Consider the following 21,747-nt stretch of genomic DNA (forward strand, 5'->3'; position numbering starts at 1 on the left):
TAATAGCCGTTTCCGTTATAATCCTCTCCCCGTATGATAAAGTTCACCACGATTTATGATAGAGGAGGGGATTTAATGGTTAAAATCTTTTTAGACCCAGGTCATGGTGGTAGTGATCCAGGTGCTGTAGGCAACGGATTACAGGAGAAGGCACTTGTGCTTACGATTGCAAGTCTTATTAGGGACATGCTCCTAGAAGAGTACCTTGATGTTGAAGTAAGAATGAGTCGTTCAACGGATGTATTTGTTGCTCTTGCAGAGCGTAGTCGGTTAGCCAATCAGTGGGGTGCAGATTACTTTATGTCGATCCACATCAATGCAGGTGGAGGGACGGGCTTTGAATCTTTTATACACTCAAGCCGCGCAGCCAGAACCGTACAGCTGCAAAACACGGTCCATGATGGCATTATGGAGTCATTAACAGTCGTCGACCGTGGAAAGAAATCAGCTGATTTTGCTGTATTACGAGGCAGTAGTATGCCAGCCATTTTAACAGAGAATTTATTCATTGATCGAATAAGTGATGCGAATCTCTTAAAAGATGCTGCTTTCCTTCGTTCCGTTGCACGGGGTCATGTAAATGGAATGGTTCGTGCGTTTCAATTGCAGCGGAAGCCAGGTTCTGGTGGAGGGAATGTATACCGGGTTCAAAGTGGTGCGTTTAGTAGTGAGCCAAATGCTACTCAATTAAAGACGAGACTTGAGCAAGCCGGCTACCAACCATTTATTCGGTTAGAAAATAATTTATACAAGGTTCAAGTAGGAGCGTTTTCGAGCCAGGCGAATGCGGAAGCGTTTGCAGTAGAGTTACGGAGTAAAGGATTTGAGGCGCAGGTTTTTCTTTCATAAAAGATCGGATGTATGCATACCTATATAAGCGGGAAGGTTAATACCAGTTTCTGATTATATGGAGGAATTACAATGGATGGAATGAAAAATGATATGTACGCAAATTCCGTTTTAAAAAGACTAGAAAAAGCTTTACAAACGGCTGAAGCGAACATTGCTGCTGAACTTGGTGAAATGAATGGTGAGCAGGTTCAACAAGCAAACGCCTTTATTGAAGAAGCTCGATCTGACTATTTAGATGCTCAGCAATATGTAACAAAACAATCGTATCTTTAAGTAAAAAGAAGCGGAAGCCTATGAGCTTACGCTTCTTTTTTTGAATGTTCCTCTGGATGAGCTGCATCCATAAAACGAGGTTGTATAAATTCTACTCGATCAAGATCTGTTTGATAATCAATGGTCATTCCATCGACGTACCAAAAATCATCCGGAGTGACGAAGAACGAAATGTCTTGTTTTTTAATAATAAAAGACTCTGGAGTTGGAAGATCTCTCATAACGCCAACTGAAAACCCTCCTGAACCAACGCCTCCAACGCGTACATATAGGCGAACAGATTCGCCGTCCTTTAGTTCCATTTCTTTTTTATATAACGAAACAACTGAATCTGATAATGTTAATTGCATTTTGTTTCCTCCTTACATAAGTAAGTGTATCATATTAAGCAGAAAAATTTCGAAAAAGAGAAGGAAGATCTTCTTCGAATGTCGAAATAAGTAGATGTTCCATTTAGTACATAAAAGATTGGTGGTTTTTATATGAAATCAGAAGAAAAATATTTGGGTCTTGTTCAAAAGCAGAATCATTATAATCAAGCATTATCACTTCTTGCATGGGATGCCCGCACAGGTGCACCCAAAAAAGGAGCAGCACAACGTTCAGAAGTGATCGGGACGCTATCATCTGATGTGTTTGCCTTATCTACTTCAAATGAAATGAATGAATTACTCACTGAACTTGAAAGTGAGAAGAAGTCTCTTTCGGAAATTACGGCAAAAAGTATAGAAGAATCGCGTAAAGATTACGATCGTAACACAAAGATTCCTGCTGAAGAATTTAAAGAATACGTTACGCTTCAATCTCAAACTGAAACACTTTGGGAAGACGCAAAGGATCAATCTGACTTTGAAATGTTCCGTCCTAATTTAGAGAAGTTAATTGAATTTAAAAAACGTTTTATTGGCTATTATGGCGAGGATACTGGCCATGTTTACAACACGTTACTAGATGATTATGAGCCTGGAGTCTTTGTTGATACCATTGATGAGGTATTTGCTGAACTTAGAAACAATCTAGTGCCCCTTGTTCAAGCGGTAACAGAGTCGGCTCACCAACCAAAAATGGACAGCTTATTCGCTCATTTCCCAAAAGCAAACCAGCAAGCGTTAAGCAGAGATATTTTAAAGGAAATTGGATTTGATTTCACAGCAGGTCGTATGGATGAGACAGTTCATCCATTTGCTATGGGTATTAATCCGTATGATGTACGTGTGACAACAAAATACAATGAGTCTGATTTCCGTGTCTCTTTGTTTGGTACCATTCATGAAGGTGGCCATGCGTTATACGAACAAAATATCTCTCCAGAACTAATGGGTACGCCGCTTTGCGGAGGAACTTCAATGGGTATTCACGAATCTCAGTCCTTGTTCTGGGAGAAATTCGTTGGGCAGAATATGGCTTTTTGGGAGCGGAACTACTCTTTATTAAAAAAGCATGCTAATGGACAGTTTGATCAGTTAAGTCTTGAAGACTTCTACTTTGCAGTGAATCAGTCAAAGCCATCTCTTATTCGAATCGAAGCTGATGAGTTAACCTATTGCTTACACATCATCCTTCGTTATGAATTAGAAAAAGCGTTAATTGAAGGAAGCCTTGCTGTAAAAGACTTACCACATGTGTGGAACGAAAAGATGGTTGAATACCTTGGTGTTAAACCAAGTAATGATGGTGAAGGTGTGCTTCAGGATGTACACTGGTCATTTGGATCCTTTGGCTATTTTCCTTCCTACGCATTGGGGTACATCTATGCCGCTCAATTAAAAGAGTCATTCACTAAAACAAACCCTGGTTTCGATGATTTAATCCGCAAAGGAGATTATGCGCCGATCCGTCAATACATGACAGAGAATGTACATCAGTTCGGCCGAGGCAAAAAGCCAGCTGACATCTTAAAGGATACAACGGGCTCTGGAATTGATGCTAAACCATTGATTCATTACTTAAAAGATAAATATACAACGTTATACAAGCTTTAATCCTAGAAGCGGGCATCTTGCCCGTTTTTTCTTTGTGTATTAATCCTAGTTGACTACTATGAATAATAGGTATATAATACAAGAGAAAGAGGGAAAGGAGCAATTCTGTATGGCGCATCTAACAATGTTAACGGAAAATCCGCTTATAAATAAGCAAGATAAGATGTTTAAAGCACAGCTAGAAACGTGGGTCCTGCAACAAGGTCATGAGCTTTCAGAAGTGTCTATATCTACTTTCACTCCAGACCATCTTAAAACAGACATTTTTATCCTTGCAATACCTGTAGAGCAGGATTCATATCAAGCCTTCAAGCGCTTTTTACAGTCACTTCCTGAAAATACATTTAAAGATAAGCAGGTGTTTCCTTTTATTCTTGGAGGAACGTTGGCTCACGTCAGTGTAATGGAATTGTACCTTCAACCATTGCTTAATCGCCTGGGTATTACAGAATCCTTGACGATTGTTCCAAAATCGACGAAGTCACAGAAACAGCGTTTTGTAAAACAGTTGTTTTCTGAAACAAGATTTAATCAATTCTTACAACCATACATTGCGATATAACTGAGTAAGCTGAGAACCGACTAAGTGGTTCTCGGCTTTTTTGTTAGGTTACATCGTCAGAACTTCCTTTAACCCACTCACAATCATCTCAACCGCCATCACAGTTAAGATAAGCCCCATTAAGCGTGTAACGATTGAAAGCTCTGTTGCGTTCAGTTTGCTATGAATCCAATGTGAATAATAAAAGATTAAGTAAGTCACTAAGAGGATGATTGTAAATGCAATAAAGACACCAATTGTATGGCTGATCCGGTCGGAATGGGAAGACGTTAAACTCATCACTGTTGCAATGGTTCCAGGGCCGGCGATTAGCGGTATGCCTAGAGGTGTAATGGAGATATCATCTTTTTCAATTCCTTCCTGGTGCTCATCTTCATGAAGGGTATGGCTGTGTTTCGACTTTGCGCTGACCAAATTATAACCAATGCCAAAGATAATAATTCCACCTGCAATTCGAAGTGCATCAACTGTGATGCCAAATGCACGGAACAGAAGTGGTCCTACAATTAGAAATGCAGTCAGAATAACAAAAGCTGTGATAATTGCTTTAAAAGCAATGGCTCTTGTTTCTCGCACAGTATTTGTCTGTGTCATGGCAATAAAAATAGGGACGTTCCCTATGGGGTTCATAATTGCAAAGATTGAAACAATGGCCTGAAGTGTAAAAGAAAGCATCATTTGTCCTCCATCATCAATAGTAACGTTAGCTTCCCTCACTTTTTCAGATCAATTCAGATGACTAGGACTTAAATTGATCGGTTTAGGGTATAGATGAGGTGAACTTATTTAAAGATAGTTAATATAGAGAGGTTGTGCAGGATTGATAACGTTTGAAGGGGTAACGAAAACATTTGCTGATGGGACAAAAGGTGTAGATCACCTATCGTTAACCATCAACAGTGGTGAGTTTTTTGTATTAATTGGTCCGAGTGGATGTGGAAAAACAACCACCATGAAAATGATTAACCGATTGATTGATCCAACGGAAGGAACCATTAAGATTGATGAGGAACGTGTACAAGATGTCAACATACATAAGTTACGTTGGAATATTGGCTACGTCCTTCAACAAATTGCATTGTTTCCAAACATGACGATTGCTGAAAACATTGCCGTTGTTCCAGAAATGATGAAATGGACCAAACAAGAGATTGAAACACGAGTTGATGAATTGTTACAGATGGTGGGACTTGATCCTGAGCAATTTCGAAACAGAATGCCAGATGAACTATCCGGAGGCCAGCAGCAACGCATAGGAGTGGCACGTGCGTTGGCGGGAAACCCTAATATTATTTTAATGGATGAGCCTTTTAGTGCACTTGATCCAATAAGTCGTGAACAGCTGCAACAAGATATCAAGAACCTTCAAAAGGACATTCGAAAAACGATTGTCTTTGTCACTCATGACATGGACGAAGCGTTGGCACTGGGTGAAAAGATTTGTGTGATGCAAGACGGAGCCGCAGTTCAAATTGGAACACCTGAGGAATTGGTTACAAATCCGAAAAATGAATTTGTACAACAATTTATCGGACATCGAGGACGCAACAAAGTGGAGTCCATTGAAGCGATTATTGATACAGCTAGTCCGTATTTGCTACCAAATGATACAACCGAAGCAGAGCTTGCGTTTATCTTAAATGGAGATGGTGCATTAGCAGAAACTACCTATAGAAAAATGAATCAACCGAATGTAAGGGTTGTGGCTTATAATGCTTCTGTTAAAGATGTGTATGCTGCACTGCAAGAAAGCCATCTTCCTGCTTTACCCGTTGAACGAGACAACCGCATTGTAGGAACCATCTCTTATGAGGACTTGGCCCGCTTGGCTGCAGAAGGGAGCGGGACGAAATGAGCAGTTTTTTTAGTGATTTTTATAATCTTTTTATACAAAGGCAGGATATGCTTTGGACAGCTTTATGGGAGCACTTGCAACTATCAATCATTTCATTACTAATAGCGGTAATCATTGCTGTCCCTGTGGGGATCGTCTTATCTAGAAAAGACAGTATTGCAGAAGGAATCATTGGTATTGCTGCTGTCCTACAAACGATACCAAGTCTTGCATTGCTCGGTTTTATGATTTTATTTGTGGGAATTGGCACGACTCCCGCTATTATTGCCTTAACTGCTTATGCCCTCCTACCGATTCTTCGGAATACGTATACAGGGATTAAAGAAGTAAACCCCGCTATTCGTGAGGCCGCAAGAGGGATGGGAATGAACTCGTTTCGCAGTCTGACAAAGGTAGAACTGCCTATCGCCTTACCTACAGTCATGGCCGGGATTCGTACATCAATGGTTCTGATTGTTGGGACAGCAACGCTTGCTGCATTAATTGGAGCTGGTGGTCTGGGAGATTTAATTATGACCGGCATTCAGCGATCAAATAATGAGTACATTTTACTCGGTGCGATTCCAGCGGCTTTGTTAGCTTTATTATTTGATGGTATCTTACGTTTTACAGAAAAGCTGAGCAAACGACATTCGTATAAACCAGTTGTTGCAGTTATCGGATTATCACTTGCTATTATCTTTGTCCCAATGATTGCTGGAAGAGGTGCTATCGGACCGGATCTTGTTGTTGGTGGGAAGATGGGAGCCGAGCCTGAGATTGTTGGAAATATGTATAAGCATTTGATTGAAGAGCAGACTGATCTTACAGTACAAGTTCAAGGAAACTTAGGTGCGACTGATTTCGTTTTTAATGCCTTACGAGTTGGTGATATTGACGTCTATCCTGAATTCTCTGGTACGATTGTAGGAGAACTACTCGCATTAGATGACTTTAGCTATGATCCTGACGAAGCGTATCAACAAGCAAAAGAAGGAATTTATGATGAATATCAATTCCGTTTCCTGGAGCCAATGTTATATAACAACACGTATGCGATTGCTGTTCCTAGAGACAAAGCTTACGAACAAGGAATCGAAACAATCTCAGATCTAAATACAGTAAAAGATGACTGGGCATTCGGATTCTCTTTCGAATTCATCGATCGTCAGGACGGTTATGCAGGATTCCCTGAACGGTATGGATTTGAGCTTAGTGACGTAACTTCTTTAGATGTTTCAGCAGGATTTCGTGCGATTGAAAGTGGAGACATTGAAGGGACCGATGTCTTTTCTACTGATCCACAAATTGTGGAGAACGATCTACTTGTGTTAGAGGATGACCAAAACTTGTTCCCTCCGTACCAAGGTGCACCATTGATTCGTGAGGAAACGTTAGATAAGTATCCTGAGATCGAAAACATTCTTAATCAGCTTGCTGGAAAAATTTCAGAACAAGATATTCAGGAATTAAATTATCTAGTCGATATTGAAGACGAGAACCCAAGTGATGTAGCAATGGACTATCTTGTTGAAATCGGTCTATTAGAGAACTAATGAGTGCAAATGTACTTTTTAGGGTATGATGGTTGTACACGTGATACGAAAGGAATGATACAATGTCTATTGAAAACCCATCGAATCAAGCGATTACTAATATTCTTCACACAAGTAAGCGAATTGCTGTTGTAGGACTTTCAGACAATCCCGAGAGAACCTCTTACATGGTTTCAGAGGCGATGCAAAAAGCAGGCTATGAGATCATTCCAGTGAATCCTACGATTGATGAAGCATTAGGTGTAAAAGCCGTTTCCACACTCCATGAAATAGACGGCGACATCGATATTGTGAATGTTTTTAGGAGAAGCGAGTTTCTCCCTGACATTGCAAAAGAAACGGTTGAAGTTGGAGCGAATGTCTTCTGGTCACAGCTTGGTGTGGTGAACCAAGAAGCCTATGACTATTTAAGAGAACATAACATCGCAACGGTAATGGATCGTTGTATTAAAGTAGAACACGCAAAGTTTAAATAACGGATCGGGGAGGGTGCCAATAAGGTATCCTCCCTCACTAAACCTCTTTTATTTTGATGCAATACACCCTAGTATGTGGAAGAATTAAAATAATAAAAATAGAAAAGAACCTTGATATAACTGAAATAACCTTTAGAATGAACTTATAACTATAGCAAGAAACGTATGTTCGGTTTTTGTGCTACAATAGTAGCAGCACGTTGAAAGGGGTTCAAACTTTGGCAAAATCTCAAATAGAATATAATGATGATGCGATACAAGTATTAGAAGGATTAGAAGCCGTACGTAAACGACCGGGGATGTATATCGGAAGTACGGATGCACGTGGCTTACACCATTTGATCTATGAAATTTTAGATAACGCTGTTGACGAAGCAATGGCGGGATTCGGTGATTACATAAAAGTAACTCTTCATTCAGACGGAAGTGTCTCGGTTCTCGATAATGGGCGTGGAATGCCTGTTGGAATGCATAAGATGGGTAAACCAACGCCTGAGGTAATTTTAACCGTTCTTCATGCAGGAGGTAAATTTGGTCAAGGCGGGTATGCAACAAGTGGAGGCTTACATGGTGTAGGTGCCTCTGTTGTTAATGCGCTTTCTGAATGGTTGATTGTTGATATTCGACGTGATGGCGAACTGTATCAGCAACAATTTAAAGATGGTGGGAAACCAGCAACAACACTTGAGAAAAAAGGGAATACACGAAAGTCGGGAACGGTTGTTCGTTTTAAACCTGATCCGACCATTTTCTCAACAACCACATTTAATACGGAGACTCTTTCAGAGCGTTTACGTGAGGCGGCGTTTTTACTAAAAGGACTTACGATTGAACTTGAAGATGAGCGCGGATCTGAAACTCTTCAAGAAATCTTTTTCTTTGAAACGGGAATTGAAGCCTTTGTTAAGTATTTGAATGAAGGAAAAGAATCACTACATCCAGTCATTTCATTTAGCGGTGAGCAAAACGGAATTGAAATGGAGATGTCCTTTCAGTTCCATGATGCCTATACAGAGAATGTGTTAAGCTTTGTAAACCATGTGCGTACGAGAGACGGCGGAACACATGAGCTCGGTGCTAAGTCAGCTATGACTCGAAGCTTTAACGAACATGCAAGAAAACTAAAGCTTCTTAAAGAAAAGGATAAGAACTTAGAAGGTGCAGATATCCGTGAAGGGTTTACAGCCATTATTTCCGTGCGTGTTCCTGAAGCAAAGCTGCAATTTGAAGGTCAAACCAAAAGTAAGCTTGGAACACCAGAAGCACGCTCCGTGTTAGATAGTGTGGTGTCTGAGAAGCTTGCGTATTTCTTTGAAGAGAATCCGGATATTGGGACAAGTTTGATTCGAAAAGCCATTAAAGCGTCTCAAGCCCGTGAAGCAGCCAGAAAAGCGCGTGAGGATTCACGTAATGGCAAACGTAAAAAACGCGATGTCTTATTAAGTGGGAAGTTAACACCTGCACAATCACGTAATCCAAAGCGAAATGAACTATATCTTGTTGAGGGTGATTCAGCTGGTGGTTCAGCAAAACAAGGACGCGACCGTAAATTCCAGGCCGTTCTTCCGCTCCGTGGAAAGGTCATCAACACGGAAAAAGCAAAGCTAGATGATATTATGAAAAACGAAGAAATTCGAACAATCATTCATACGATAGGTGCGGGTGTTGGCGCAGACTTCACTATTGAAGACGTGAACTATGACAAAGTAGTAATTATGACAGATGCCGATACAGATGGCGCACACATTCAAGTGCTTCTACTAACATTCTTTTATCGCTACATGAAAGAATTATTTGATGCTGGAAAGATTTACATTGCGCTACCGCCTTTATATAAGGTCAGTAGAGGTGCCGGAAAAAAAGAAGTGGTTGAATATGCGTGGGATGAGCGAGAGCTTGATAAAGCAACGAAAAAAGTTGGTAAAGGTTATGCCTTACAGCGTTACAAAGGTTTAGGAGAGATGAATCCTGTTCAACTATGGGAAACAACAATGGATCCTGAGACAAGAACGCTTATACGCGTAACGCTCGATGATGCTGCAAGAGCTGAAAAGCGTGTGACTACACTAATGGGTGATAAAGTTGAGCCACGTCGTAAGTGGATTGAATCTCACGTGGCGTTCGGTTTAGAGGAAGAAACAAATATCTTGGAAAATGAGAACTTAGGTGTAACGGAGGGCGAGCAAAATGTCTAAAAGTGAACGTTATCTTGATCTTCCGTTAGAAGAAGTCATCGGTGATCGATTTGGACGCTATAGTAAATACATTATTCAGGAACGTGCATTACCAGATGCAAGGGATGGATTAAAGCCTGTTCAACGCCGAATTCTGTACGCGATGTACAAAGAAGGGAATACAGCGGAAAAGGCATATCGTAAATCAGCAAAAACAGTCGGTAATGTCATTGGTAATTATCACCCCCATGGGGACTCATCTGTTTATGAAGCCATGCTACGAATGAGCCAAACATGGAAGGTGCGTCAATTACTCGTTGATATGCATGGAAATAATGGTTCAATTGATGCAGATCCACCAGCAGCCATGCGTTATACAGAAGCCAGACTATCTGCTATTAGCTCTGAACTACTCCGTGATTTAGATAAAGACACTGTTGAGTTTATAGATAACTTTGATGATACCGAACAGGAGCCAGTTGTTCTTCCGGCTGGGTTCCCGAACTTATTAGTTAATGGTTCTACAGGCATTTCTGCTGGGTATGCAACAGATATACCCCCGCATAACCTACGTGAAATTATTGATGGTGTGATTATGCAGATGGAAAAGCCAGATACGACGCTTGATGATCTTCTTCAAGTGGTAACAGGTCCTGACTTTCCTACAGGGGGGATTGCTCAAGGTCTTGATGGCATAAGACAAGCTTATAAAACAGGTAAAGGCAAAGTCGTTGTTCGTGCCAAAACTGAATTAGAGGATTTACGTGGTGGTCGCCAGCAAATTGTTATTACTGAAATTCCATTTGAAGTGGTGAAAGCCAATCTAGTCAAAAAAATGGATGAAATCCGTTTTGATAAAAAAGTAGATGGCATTACAGAGGTTCGAGATGATACGGACCGAACAGGACTGCGAATTGTCGTTGAATTAAAGAAAGATGCAGATCCAAATGCGATTCTTCACTATCTATTTAAGAATACGGATCTACAAACAACGTTCCACTTTAATATGGTTGCGATTTATCATAAGGCCCCACAATTAATGGGACTTCAAGCATTAATTCAAGCGTACATAGATCATCAAAAATCCGTTGTTAAACGTCGCTCTGAATATGAACTCAGAAAAGCGAAAGCGCGGGAGCATATTGTAGAGGGTTTAATAAAAGCTGTTTCAATTCTTGATGAAGTCATCAAGGTCATTCGTGCCTCGCAAGATAAACGGGATGCAAAGAATAACTTAATTGATTCCTTCTCTTTTACTGAAGAACAAGCAGAAGCCATCGTTAACCTACAACTTTATCGTTTAACGAATACGGATGTGACAACTCTTCAAAATGAAGCTGAAGAGCTAAAGAAACGTATTGAAGAGTTAGAAGCAATTTTATCAAGTGAGAAGAAGACGATTCAAGTAATCAAAAAGAATTTAAAACGTGTGCAAAAAGAGTTTGGGGAAGATAGACGAACTCAAATTACTGCCCAAATTGAAGAATTAAAGATTAACATGGATGTCCTTATTGCATCAGAAGACGTACGAGTCACCGTCACGGATTCTGGATATTTGAAGCGGACAAGCTTACGATCCTTCACAGCATCTAGTAAAGAGCCACCTGGTATGAAGGAAGGAGACCGCGTACTCTTTAATAAGGAGTTAAATACGACGGATACCTTGCTCCTATTTACCAAACAAGGTAACTATCTCTTTATACCTGTCCATCAACTGCCAGATATCCGCTGGAAGGACAATGGACAGCATGTAGCAAATCTAGTAACGCTTGATCGAGACGATGAATTTTTATGCGCAATGGGTGTGAGGGAATTTACAGAAGAAGATTCCCTGCTATTTGTCACAAAGGATGGTATGGTCAAACGCTCTCAGTTATCCCTTTACCAAGCATCAAGACACTCAAAAGCGTTAGTTGCATTAAAAGTAAAAGACGGCGATCAGCTTATCTCTGTTATGAGGACAAAGGGAACCAGCGAAATATTCCTAGCAACAAATCAAGGATATGGACTGTGGTTTGGGGAAGAGGAAGTCTCATTGGTTGGTCAACGTGCAGCTGGTGTGAAAGCCATTAATTTAAAAGAAGACGATACCGTAGTTGGTGCAGAAACCTTCTCATTAGACGAAAAGGTGGAATTTATACTTGCGACACAACGGGGTTCAGTAAAGAAAATGGCGATTACTGAAATGGAAAAAAGCTCAAGAGCTAAACGTGGGCTAGTCATGTTACGCGAATTAAAAAGCAACTCGCATCGTTTAGTAGGCTGTATGCGGATTTTAGCACCGACAGACGAGTTTTTACTGCGTACTGAAAAAGGAACGGAAACAACCATCCAGGCAAAATCATATCGACCTAGTGATCGATATAGTAATGGCTCTTATGCTGTTGATACGCAAAAGGAAGGATCACTAACGGAAATGAAACGTCTTCCGAATAGGGTCGATGAAAAGGAGTAGGCCCATTAGGCTTACTCCTTTTTTTTGATATGAGACAAAGGTTTATAACCATTTGAGAGGGGAATAGATAGTATAAAGGAGGCGCTACATATGCCATTAACAGACAAACAAATTCAATCCTTAAAAGAGGATTTGCTAACACTTAAAAAGAATCTTGAAGGGGATGAAGGCTTCAAGGAGGACTATACAGAAACAACAGGTGAGCTTTCTAGTGGAGTGGACAACCATATGGCTGATCAAGCAGCCGAATATGAGGATCGCATGAAAGAACAAACATTCCAGCGTGCGGATCAAGAGAAGCTACAGGAAGTAGAAGATGCGTTAGAGCGAATGGAGGAAGGGACATACGGTATATGCGTGGATACGGGAGAGGAAATACCGTACGAGCGCTTAGAAATTGTACCCTTTACAAAGAGAACCATAGAAGCGCAACAAAAAGTAGATCAAGAAGGTTCAGACCAAATGGCTGATCAACAATTTGCTGAGGCTATGGACAATGTGGCTGATCAAGATACATTACGTGAAGATACCTTAACAACAAAGAAACTTGATAAAGAGCAAGACGCATATCGTTAAATATTAAAAAGCATTTCTCTAGTTGAGAAATGCTTTTTGCTTATTCTTCTTGCTTCCAGCCATCTCGGATAAACTGCCCAATAGAGGTCGTTAAGCCAATGTCATGGAAAATCATAATTAACACTAATACTAACGGGCCAACAATAATACCTGCAGCTCCTAAAAGTTGAAGACCAGCAAACATCGAAATTAAAACAGCTACTGGATTTAAATTTAAACTACTTGATAATACCTTTGGTTCAATCATCTGACGAATAATCACGATAATTCCATATAAAATCAAAATACCGAATGCTAGAGAAAAATCGCCACTGATCAATAAGTAAATCGCCCATGGTAGCAAAATTGTGCCTGTGCCTAGATAAGGCAGTAGTTCTGCAAGCCCAACAATAATCGCTAATGTAAACGCACCATCCACACGAATAATGAGAAGACCGATATACACGATGATGGCAGTGATAAACATTAAGATGACTTGAGCCCGAATAAATCCAAACAAACGAATACGCACACCTTGAACAAACTCCTGAAACTTACTTCGCACTCTAAGGGGAATGACCTTTCTAAAGGCAGCTTGATAGCTATGCCAGCTTTTACCCATAAAGTAAATACTAATAACACCAAATAAGAAAGCAACAAGAAAAGCGGGAAGCCCTAAAATAATTTGATACGTCCAGTCAAGTAAGGATTGGCCTGTTTGCCCGATAAGAGAGCCTAATTGACCTCCCAATTGAGAAATACTTTGCTTTAAAGCCTCCTGTTGCGTGCCATCAAGACTGTTAAATAATCCGAGTCCTTGCTGCCAGAAGGGGAGAATCGTTTCATTAAAGAAGCTTTGAAACTTAATGGAGCCTGTTTCAATCCACATTGGGACCTGGTCGAAAAATCGTCTTAAACTAATGTAAATAAGAAAAACAATCCCGGCTAGTAATGACGAAATGATGACCACACCGGATAACAAACTAATAATGCTAGCAAAGCCTGACTTTAGTTTTACCTTTTTCATGAGTAGCCTAATAAAGGGCTGCATGGTCCATGCAAAGAAAGCAGCAAACCAAAAAGGATAAGTGACTTTAAATAATTTAATAAAAAGCCAGCTTGCTAAGATGAGTGCGAGCGTAAATAAAATGGCTCGTAGTACCATGTAGGCTTGAGCTTTGGTCATAGAATGTATCCTTTCTGATGTTATGCGAGAAGTACCGGTTTTAATTGTATGAGCCAAGTATTTCCTTATATATTAATTCCCTTAAAATGTCCTGTCAAACATGAATCAAATTGAAAAAGAAACACTCTAAAAAGAGTGTTTCAGACACCTTATTCTGCAAATTCTGTTTCTAGTCGTTCTCTCTCTACGTTAAATGGAAGAATTAAAATTTCTACACGCCGGTTTTGTTGACGACCTTCATCGGTATCATTTGAAACAATAGGCTTGTATTCGCCGTGACCCGCTACAATAAACTGATTTGGGTTTAAGCGATCATTCATTAGGAAAAAACCTAATACATTCTCAGCACGAGCAATACTTAATGACCAGTTTGACTGAAATTGTGGTGTACTAATTGGATTATCATCAGTGTGACCTGAAATTTGAATATACCGTGGCGGATCTGTTGCTAGCATATCAGAAATCTCAAAAACCATATCTCGACCTTCATCTTTGAGGCTATCACTACCAGAATCAAACAAGATATTATCATTTATTGTAATGAGGAGGCCGTCCATACCTATTTCCGTTGTAAGGCGATCACTTAATCCTTGTTCTTCAATGTAGCGATTCAACTCACGTTGTAGCTCCCATAAATCTTCAGATGGACCTTCTTGATTTGTACCGTCCTGATCGGTTTGTTGATCATTTTCAGCATCATTTATTTCATCTAAGTCAGTCACCTCTGCAGCATCTTCAGGAGGAGAGGTTCCTTCGCCCTCTAATGAATCAGAGTTCTCTAGAATGCTTGTTCCACCCAAAGCATCGTTTAATGCAGACTTTAATGATTCGTAGCGTGTATTATCCACTTGGCCCATTGCAAACAAAATGATAAAAAGGGCGAGTAGTAAAGTAAGCATGTCGGCATAAGGTAAAAGCCAACTCTCATCTACATGCTCTTCGTCGTGTTTTTTACGTCTAGCTGACATTTTCCTGCTCAGCTCCTTCTATGTAGGAAAGCTGTTCTTTTTCCCCCATATATACACTTAAATATTCTTCAATGGCTCGAGGAGAACTACCGTTTAAGATGGCAATTGTACCTTCAACAATCATATGGTTATGTAGTACTTCAGCTCTTGATTTGCGTTTTAGTTTATTTGCAAAGGGATGGAAGAGAACGTACCCTAAAAAGATACCAAACAGTGTTGCAACAAACGCAGCAGCAATGGAATGACCTAATGCTTCTGTATCATCAAGGTTTCCAAGTGCAGCAATTAATCCAAGCACAGCACCTAACACTCCTAAGCTAGGTGAATATGTTCCAGCTTGAGTAAAGATAGAGGCACCCGATGCGTGGCGGTCTTGCATTGCATCAATTCGTTCATTTAATGTGTGACGAATAAACTCTGGCTCTTGACCATCAATCATCATTCGAACAGCTTGTTTAAAGAACGGGTCATCAATCTCATCAACCTTTGACTCTAATGCAAGCATACCTTCACGACGTGAAATCGTTGCATATTCTACAAATTGCTTAACTAGTTCTTCCTGGGACACTTGCTTCTTTTCAGTAAATAACACTTTAAATAAACTAGGAACGCGCTTCACCTCAGCGAAAGGGAAGGCGATCATAATTGCAGCGGCTGTTCCGGCAAAGATGATCAGAATAGCAGCAGGGTTCACGAGAACGGCCAAACTGGTTCCTTTTGCAACCATTCCAAAGAGTACGGCAGCGACTCCTAAGGCAATTCCGATATATGACGTTTTATCCATTATGATTCTCCTTAAAAATAAATGATTTCATTCAGTATACTATACTTAAGTCCTAGTAAGTAAGAATGGTTTAACATTCTCATAAAATGCTTGCTTCGACTTATAATTTTACCATTTTTTGCGTGAAAATAAGGAAGAATGGCGTGTAAACAAACAGAGAAAGCTGCCGATATCGCTCATAAGTAGATGTTGGTAAACGTCAAAAGGAGTTTTAGTTTGTCATTTTATTAGGTCTATATACTTATGTAGAGATTTAGAGTGTAAATCTTTGGTTATCTCTAAAAAACTTTCCTTAACAATTCTAAACAGACTAAACATCTAGGTATATAGAAGCGAAAAAGGAGTACTTTACGATTTAGACGTTTTATTGTTTATGAATATGGTACACTGTGTATTAATGTGAAATTAGAGTGCATCTTTAATTCATTTAAATAAAGGGAGTACAGGTTAATGATTAAAGAAGCGATATCTACATGTATCTTGTTACTGTGCATGTGTATTCTGTTGTCTTGTGTGAACAAGGATTATCCTACAGAAGAAGTGAAAGAGACAAATCAATTTTCAATAGAAGATAAAATTCAGCAAATAAAGGAAGACTTAAATGGGTTAAAAAGTGTAAGTATAGACTCAGCTCATATTCAAGCTATTAAAAAAGGCGATCATAAAGAAGATCGAATTGTACAGAACCGTTTAGCCCAATACAATGATTCACCATTTGTGCTGTATCAACAAATTGACACAACGCAATCATCGGAATCAACTTTAGATGATCAACAGACTCAAATCGCGCATTATCTAACAAATGACTTAGCATATATTTATAATCAACATTCAGAAGTATGGATGAACGTGCCAATTGAGCTGCGTGAAGATCTTAATATACACCATGATCCTAAAGCAGAACTACAACAATATCTCATGATTGTAGAAGAATATAATCAAGAGATGAACATGGAGGAATCTGCAGACGAATATAGGCTATGGTTCAAAGGAGAAGGGATGGAGGTAAGATCTGCAGTGATCCACTCCTTAGAACTAAGTAGTCTTATAAATGAAAAACAATCGTCTGATTTAGTGAATCACATGGAAATAAGAGATTTACACTTTAGTGTAAGCATCGATAAAGAATCGAATATGATTAACGAGATGGATATTAACATTCAGCTTGCTATGAAGCATAATGGAGAACAAGTTGACATGGAGTTAGAAACACATTTAACTGTTCGTGACTTTAATGAAACCGAATTAGATGGCATTCCTGAGGATATTATGGAAGGCGCCGAAGAATACAGAATGGAACTTGGGAACATTGAATAATCGTAAACGATCAAAAAATCGCCTTAAGAAGCATAAATCTTAATGGCGATTTTTATTTGAATTGTATAACCATATATCTAATTTTTTTCTTTCATCTCAAAACAACAAGAATACTTAGTTTGTGAGATATAAATAGGTTATTTTCTTTTGGTTCCGATAATATATATTATGTAAACCTAGAAAATTATTAAACTGATGAACTCTTTAATACGTCTACTTTCCTTCTCGATTAACTTATGTATTAAAAATGAGGAGAAACATAGATAATCAATGTTTCTCCTCATTTTTATAATTGGTTACACTGGAGCCACGGGACTTCCCTTGTTATAGTATTATAAGTAACAGTGTAACCTAATTAACATTGGGGAGTTCTCGTGCTTTCAGAGTAATAGTAAGTAACATAAGCTGTTTGTATTCCTTATTGCTCATCACTCATCAATGGATATATATTGATATTGATTGTAATAAGTAGTGTCTACTGATAGTGCATCAATCCCTCCAGCTATTCCTGCAAGTGTCCATCCTAGTCCAAGAACAGCCCCTGCTAATATAGTTACAACACCATAATAATTTAGGTCTCTTGTTACTGTAGATTTACTGCTAGTACCGACCCAAGTACCACTATCTTTAGGAAGTTCCAGCAATATTCTAGGGTTTGTTATGGGTAGCTCTTAACGGGTATAAAGTTGTTTCACCTAACAGGATGATAGCGCTAGCAATAATTTTTGACATTCATTTTCTTTTTTAATATCAACACTCCCTTCAATTCTTAAATATTACTTAAAATATAATTAACCTCAAAAAAATAGAATCATATTAATTTATGTAAATAATCTAAAATGTATTAAAGGGGTATTGTATAATGAACTTAGTTTGGAGGCGAATTTTATGAACTCATTTTTTCAGAAAAGTGAGACTATCATTAGAATACTATTTATCGTTATATTTGTTATTTTTCTAATTATAGCTAATTTCGCTGACTTATCACGTGACATTATTCTTCAAACCTCTTTAACAATAATGGCACTTATGTTTGTAACAGTTGGTATTTTCTATCTTATTAAAAACGATAAAGCCGAAGGTCTAGTTAACCTTATTGGAGGCTCTATAATGTTAATCCTTCTTGGTTATTTCATTTTCTTATAAATTAATTAATAAAAAAACACCTGACTCAGCAATTTTTTCTGAGTCAGGTGTTTTTTTTAAAGGAGTTAAAATGGGTAGAAAAGAACGAGCAAGATACGAGAACAATGAAAAAGTAAGAGAAATCCTCTCCATGGAGAATCCCGAAAATGAATGATCTACATGCTGCTTATTTCTGCTGTACTCTTTTCTATTATGTATTTTTTAACAAAAGACTTTATTACAAGTCTCTTTGTTAAAAAACAACTTGAATGATAATATAAAAAATTGACAAGATAAAAAGTCCTGTTGTAATCCAACTAATAATCTCCCCAACTTTAATATATTTATTGTTAAACCGATCTTCTCTTTTTGCTACGTTAGCTAGGATTACACCTAAAACTCCAATTATACCTGCCAACCCTCCAGTTAATAAAACGAGTACACCCGACACAATACCTATAGATAATGTAATGATTGACAGCAAGTCATTCGCATGATTATTTTCAACTCCCACCATTCTCACCTTCCCTCACAATTTGGTTAAAACAATATCTTCTCATTCATCCAAGCCTTAAGCTCTACATTCCCTTGGACCGATAACAACCGATATAAAAATCGATATGGCATTCTCACTTGATCCAGCTGCGGAAGCGCTAATACAGTTTGATATCCTTCTTTAAAGGCTGCTGCCGATTGTTCATCTAATAGATACTCAAGCCCGATAAAATCGAGTTCTCTTGGAGCAACCACATAGGCTTCTGTGTCGACCAAACCTGTAATGATGTTACCGTCACTTAAAAATTGAGTTGGATCCATGTCTATTAGTACAAATGTAGAGGATTCTGGATGAGAAACATGCTGAAGCTGTTCTTGAGCCTTGTGGAGTATTACTTTAAAATCACTCATATCATTATAGAAAGTAGATACAAATTGACTCATTGTTTCTGAGATGTGTGAGTGAAAACGACTTAACGGAACGTGGAAGTTTCTAGTGGGAGAACCTGCATACTAGATGAGCGAACGATCCACTCGTCCTTCATCGTTTTAACTAACCAGACGTCACTAGCATGGTCTTCGTAGCCGGGACTCAGCTCGTGTACCTCTAAGATTCTTTCGTTTGGAAATAGTTTATTGCTAATCATCACTTTCCTCACCTCCAAGCTCTATTCTAGTCTTATGTATTGTCTTTCCCAATAAATACAAGATTAAATCTGCAATTTCTGAGAGTTTGCAATCTTAAGCATCTTTTCCTTTTCATCTCTTAAACTTTTTAATATATTAATTAGATAATAACGATTATTATCTGATAGTCGTTTTCGTGTTATTTCTACAAAATCATACAAAGAAATGGGGAATTTGCATGAGCCGTAATAACATTATTTCACGCGCAAATCATGGAGCGGACGAGTCTGGTGGGAAATGTCCTTTTTTACATGGTAGTACAACGAGTGCTCAGTCTAGTGGTACAACAAATAAGGATTGGTGGCCAAATCAATTAAATTTGAACATCCTCCATCAGCACGATCGTAAGTCTAACCCATTCGGAAATGAATTGGACTACACAGCTGAATTTGAAGCATTAGATTACGCCGCTTTAAAAAAAGACCTCGAAGCTCTGATGACAGATAGTCAAGACTTCTGGCCAGCAGATTATGGTCATTACGGTCCCCTCTTCATTCGTATGGCCTGGCATGCTGCAGGTACATATCGCACAGGAGATGGTCGCGGTGGTGGAAATACAGGAAACCAGCGCTTCGCTCCTCTAAACAGCTGGGCAGATAATGCAAACGTTGATAAGGCACGTCGCCTCCTATGGCCAATTAAACAAAAGTACGGAAATAAGATCTCATGGGCTGACCTTCTTCTATTGACTGGAAATGTAGCAATTGAATCAATGGGTGGAAAAACATTTGGTTTCGGTGGCGGACGTGAAGATATTTGGCAGCCAGAAGAAGATGTCTATTGGGGAAATGAAACAGAAATGCTTGGTGACAACCGTTACACAGGTGATCGACAGCTTGAGGACCCCCTTGCCGCAGTTCAGATGGGGTTAATCTATGTGAATCCCGAAGGTCCAAATGGAAAGCCGGATCCAGTTGGTAGTGGTCGCGATATACGTGAAACGTTTGCTCGTATGGGAATGAATGATGAAGAAACGGTGGCTCTTATCGCAGGCGGACATACGTTCGGCAAGGCGCATGGCGCCGGAGATGCCAAACAAGTAGGACCCGAACCGGAAGCTGCTCCACTTGAAGCACAAGGATTAGGGTGGATAAGCTCTCACGGTAGTGGCAAAGGACGCGATACGATTACGAGTGGGATTGAAGGTGCGTGGACAGCCAATCCTACACAGTGGGACAATGGATTCTTTGACTTGTTATTCGGTTATGAATGGGAGTTAACAAAAAGTCCAGCTGGAGCGTATCAATGGGTAGCGGTTGACCAAGATGAGAGACATCTTGCGCCAGATGCAGAAGACTCATCTATCCGAGTTAAAACCATTATGACGACTGCAGATATGGCGTTACGTATGGATACAGCATATGAAAAAATTGCACGGCACTTCCATCAAAATCCTGAAGAGTTTGCAGATGTCTTTGCCCGTGCCTGGTTTAAGCTACTACACCGTGATATGGGTCCACGCTCTCGTTATTTAGGTCCAGAGGTTCCAAAGGAAGAATTAATCTGGCAAGACCCTGTGCCCACAGTGGAATATACATTAACTAAAGATGACATCTCTTCGCTTAAAGAGACTATTTTACAATCAGGCTTGTCCGTTAGCGAGCTTGTTTCAACTGCATGGGCATCTGCTGCTACCTTCCGCAGGTCAGATAACCGTGGTGGTGCAAATGGGGCGCGTATTCGTCTTGAACCGCAAAAGAACTGGGAAGTAAATGAACCTGAACAGCTTCAAAAGGTAATTGAGGTATTTGAGAAAATTAAAGCGGATGCCGAAATAGAAATTAGTATGGCAGATCTAATTGTATTGGGCGGTACAGCTGCAATCGAAAAAGCTGCACAGGATGCCGGCTTTAACGTAGAAGTACCTTTTTCCCCAGGCCGCGGCGATGCCTCAGAGGAACAAACTGATGCTGATAGCTTTGATGTGTTAGAGCCTTTTGCGGATGGGTTCCGTAACTACCAGAAGAACCAATACAGTGTTACTGCAGAAGAGCTTTTGGTTGATAAAGCCCAGCTTCTTGGGTTATCTGCGCCTGAAATGACCGTTCTTGTTGGAGGTTTACGAGTGCTAGGAGCAAATCATGGTGATTCTGACAAAGGTGTATTCACAAATCAGGTTGGCGTGCTCTCCAATGACTTCTTTGTTCACCTTCTAGATAATAACGTGGCATGGAAGCCATTAGATAAAGAAACTTTTGAAGGGTATAGTTTGGATACGAAGCAAGTTATTCGCACCGCATCACGAGTTGATCTTGTATTTGGTTCAAATTCTGTATTACGTGCTATTTCAGAAGTATACGCCCAGGATGATAACAAAGGTAAGTTTGTTCAGGACTTTCTTTCTGCATGGGTGAAAGTGATGAATGCGGATCGATTTGATCTTATGTCGAAGAAGACGCAGCTTGCTTAAATATTAAATAGCAAAAAAGACACAGTGCTCAAGCTGTGTCTTTTTTGCTATTTGGT

The 21,747-nt window shown here is 39.5% G+C and carries 22 protein-coding genes; 13 read left to right on the top strand and 9 right to left on the bottom strand.

The window, feature by feature from the left end; translation table 11 throughout:
* Nucleotides 1-75: 75 nt before the first annotated feature.
* Together ACQKKO_RS02625 and ACQKKO_RS02630 are read left to right on the top strand one after the other, a co-directional pair.
* Nucleotides 76-849, top strand: coding sequence for an N-acetylmuramoyl-L-alanine amidase (locus ACQKKO_RS02625; RefSeq protein WP_498644041.1), 774 nt, complete (start codon nt 76-78; stop codon nt 847-849).
* Nucleotides 850-921: 72 nt separating this feature from the next.
* On the top strand, nt 922-1,125 hold the full coding sequence (locus tag ACQKKO_RS02630) for a hypothetical protein (RefSeq protein WP_498644043.1): 204 nt from the start codon (nt 922-924) through the stop codon (nt 1,123-1,125).
* A gap of 26 nt (nt 1,126-1,151) precedes the next feature.
* On the opposite strand, the gene ACQKKO_RS02635 is transcribed toward ACQKKO_RS02630, so the two are convergent.
* On the bottom strand, nt 1,152-1,475 hold the full coding sequence (locus ACQKKO_RS02635) for an iron-sulfur cluster biosynthesis family protein (protein ID WP_498644045.1): 324 nt from the start codon (nt 1,473-1,475) through the stop codon (nt 1,152-1,154).
* Nucleotides 1,476-1,607: 132 nt separating this feature from the next.
* On the opposite strand from ACQKKO_RS02635, the gene ACQKKO_RS02640 reads away from it, so the two are divergent.
* Together ACQKKO_RS02640 and ACQKKO_RS02645 are read left to right on the top strand one after the other, a co-directional pair.
* Complete coding sequence (locus tag ACQKKO_RS02640) at nt 1,608-3,107, top strand: carboxypeptidase M32 (RefSeq protein ID WP_498644047.1); 1,500 nt, start codon at nt 1,608-1,610, stop codon at nt 3,105-3,107.
* Nucleotides 3,108-3,216: 109 nt separating this feature from the next.
* The gene (locus ACQKKO_RS02645; RefSeq protein WP_498644049.1) at nt 3,217-3,669 is read left to right on the top strand and encodes an NADPH-dependent FMN reductase family protein; all 453 of its coding nucleotides are present in this window, start codon (nt 3,217-3,219) and stop codon (nt 3,667-3,669) included.
* Between the two features lie 48 nt (nt 3,670-3,717).
* Here ACQKKO_RS02645 and ACQKKO_RS02650 read toward each other — a convergent pair whose 3' ends face one another.
* Entirely contained in the window at nt 3,718-4,344 is a 627-nt protein-coding gene (locus ACQKKO_RS02650; protein WP_498644051.1) for a MarC family protein, read from the bottom strand.
* 145 nt (nt 4,345-4,489) lie between these two features.
* Here ACQKKO_RS02650 and ACQKKO_RS02655 point away from each other — a divergent pair, with 145 nt between their 5' ends.
* The 6 genes from ACQKKO_RS02655 to ACQKKO_RS02680 all read left to right on the top strand — a co-directional run bounded on the left by ACQKKO_RS02655 (nt 4,490) and on the right by ACQKKO_RS02680 (nt 12,740).
* Nucleotides 4,490-5,524, top strand: coding sequence for an ABC transporter ATP-binding protein (locus ACQKKO_RS02655; protein WP_498644053.1), 1,035 nt, complete (start codon nt 4,490-4,492; stop codon nt 5,522-5,524).
* Nucleotides 5,521-7,059, top strand: a complete 1,539-nt coding sequence (locus ACQKKO_RS02660) for an ABC transporter permease/substrate-binding protein (protein ID WP_498644056.1) — start codon at nt 5,521-5,523, stop codon at nt 7,057-7,059. Before ACQKKO_RS02655 ends, ACQKKO_RS02660 begins: the two co-directional genes overlap by 4 nt.
* Nucleotides 7,060-7,121: 62 nt before the next feature.
* Complete coding sequence (locus tag ACQKKO_RS02665) at nt 7,122-7,535, top strand: CoA-binding protein (protein WP_498644058.1); 414 nt, start codon at nt 7,122-7,124, stop codon at nt 7,533-7,535.
* A 218-nt stretch (nt 7,536-7,753) separates the two neighbouring features.
* A complete protein-coding gene (gene parE, locus ACQKKO_RS02670; RefSeq protein ID WP_498644060.1) occupies nt 7,754-9,730 on the top strand; it encodes a DNA topoisomerase IV subunit B in 1,977 nt (658 codons plus the stop codon).
* Nucleotides 9,723-12,164: a DNA topoisomerase IV subunit A gene (parC, locus tag ACQKKO_RS02675; RefSeq protein WP_498644062.1), complete on the top strand. Its 2,442-nt coding sequence runs from the start codon at nt 9,723-9,725 to the stop codon at nt 12,162-12,164. The genes parE and parC overlap by 8 nt, the downstream gene beginning before the upstream one ends.
* A 90-nt stretch (nt 12,165-12,254) precedes the next feature.
* Entirely contained in the window at nt 12,255-12,740 is a 486-nt protein-coding gene (locus tag ACQKKO_RS02680) for a TraR/DksA family transcriptional regulator (RefSeq protein ID WP_498644063.1), read from the top strand.
* Nucleotides 12,741-12,780: 40 nt separating this feature from the next.
* Here the strand turns inward: ACQKKO_RS02680 and ytvI are convergent, their stop codons facing one another.
* The 3 genes from ytvI to motA all read right to left on the bottom strand — a co-directional run bounded on the left by ytvI (nt 12,781) and on the right by motA (nt 15,657).
* Nucleotides 12,781-13,905: a sporulation integral membrane protein YtvI gene (ytvI, locus tag ACQKKO_RS02685; protein WP_498644065.1), complete on the bottom strand. Its 1,125-nt coding sequence runs from the start codon at nt 13,903-13,905 to the stop codon at nt 12,781-12,783.
* A 149-nt stretch (nt 13,906-14,054) separates the two neighbouring features.
* A complete protein-coding gene (locus tag ACQKKO_RS02690; protein ID WP_498644067.1) occupies nt 14,055-14,873 on the bottom strand; it encodes a flagellar motor protein MotB in 819 nt (272 codons plus the stop codon).
* The gene (gene motA / locus ACQKKO_RS02695) at nt 14,863-15,657 is read right to left on the bottom strand and encodes a flagellar motor stator protein MotA (protein WP_203086915.1); all 795 of its coding nucleotides are present in this window, start codon (nt 15,655-15,657) and stop codon (nt 14,863-14,865) included. Before motA ends, ACQKKO_RS02690 begins: the two co-directional genes overlap by 11 nt.
* A 450-nt stretch (nt 15,658-16,107) precedes the next feature.
* Between motA and ACQKKO_RS02700 the strand changes: the two genes are divergently transcribed.
* A complete protein-coding gene (locus ACQKKO_RS02700; protein WP_498644069.1) occupies nt 16,108-16,974 on the top strand; it encodes a DUF6612 family protein in 867 nt (288 codons plus the stop codon).
* 428 nt (nt 16,975-17,402) lie between these two features.
* Here the strand turns inward: ACQKKO_RS02700 and ACQKKO_RS02705 are convergent, their stop codons facing one another.
* Entirely contained in the window at nt 17,403-17,618 is a 216-nt protein-coding gene (locus ACQKKO_RS02705; RefSeq protein ID WP_498644071.1) for a hypothetical protein, read from the bottom strand.
* Between the two features lie 244 nt (nt 17,619-17,862).
* On the opposite strand from ACQKKO_RS02705, the gene ACQKKO_RS02710 reads away from it, so the two are divergent.
* Entirely contained in the window at nt 17,863-18,120 is a 258-nt protein-coding gene (locus ACQKKO_RS02710) for a hypothetical protein (RefSeq protein WP_498644073.1), read from the top strand.
* 232 nt (nt 18,121-18,352) lie between these two features.
* Here the strand turns inward: ACQKKO_RS02710 and ACQKKO_RS02715 are convergent, their stop codons facing one another.
* Genes ACQKKO_RS02715 through ACQKKO_RS02725 form a run of 3 tightly spaced genes read right to left on the bottom strand, consistent with a single transcriptional unit; the run spans nt 18,353 to nt 19,241 of the window.
* Nucleotides 18,353-18,622, bottom strand: coding sequence for a hypothetical protein (locus ACQKKO_RS02715; protein WP_498644075.1), 270 nt, complete (start codon nt 18,620-18,622; stop codon nt 18,353-18,355).
* Nucleotides 18,623-18,639: 17 nt separating this feature from the next.
* Nucleotides 18,640-19,038: a hypothetical protein gene (locus ACQKKO_RS02720; RefSeq protein ID WP_498644077.1), complete on the bottom strand. Its 399-nt coding sequence runs from the start codon at nt 19,036-19,038 to the stop codon at nt 18,640-18,642.
* A 29-nt stretch (nt 19,039-19,067) separates the two neighbouring features.
* On the bottom strand, nt 19,068-19,241 hold the full coding sequence (locus ACQKKO_RS02725) for a hypothetical protein (RefSeq protein WP_498644079.1): 174 nt from the start codon (nt 19,239-19,241) through the stop codon (nt 19,068-19,070).
* Between the two features lie 218 nt (nt 19,242-19,459).
* Here ACQKKO_RS02725 and katG point away from each other — a divergent pair, with 218 nt between their 5' ends.
* Nucleotides 19,460-21,691, top strand: a complete 2,232-nt coding sequence (gene katG / locus ACQKKO_RS02730) for a catalase/peroxidase HPI (RefSeq protein ID WP_498644080.1) — start codon at nt 19,460-19,462, stop codon at nt 21,689-21,691.
* Nucleotides 21,692-21,747: the final 56 nt, after the last annotated feature.

Source organism: Alkalihalobacillus sp. NPDC127517, from assembly GCF_050276055.1.
Taxonomy (GTDB): Bacteria; Bacillota; Bacilli; order Bacillales; family Bacillaceae_D; genus Alkalicoccobacillus.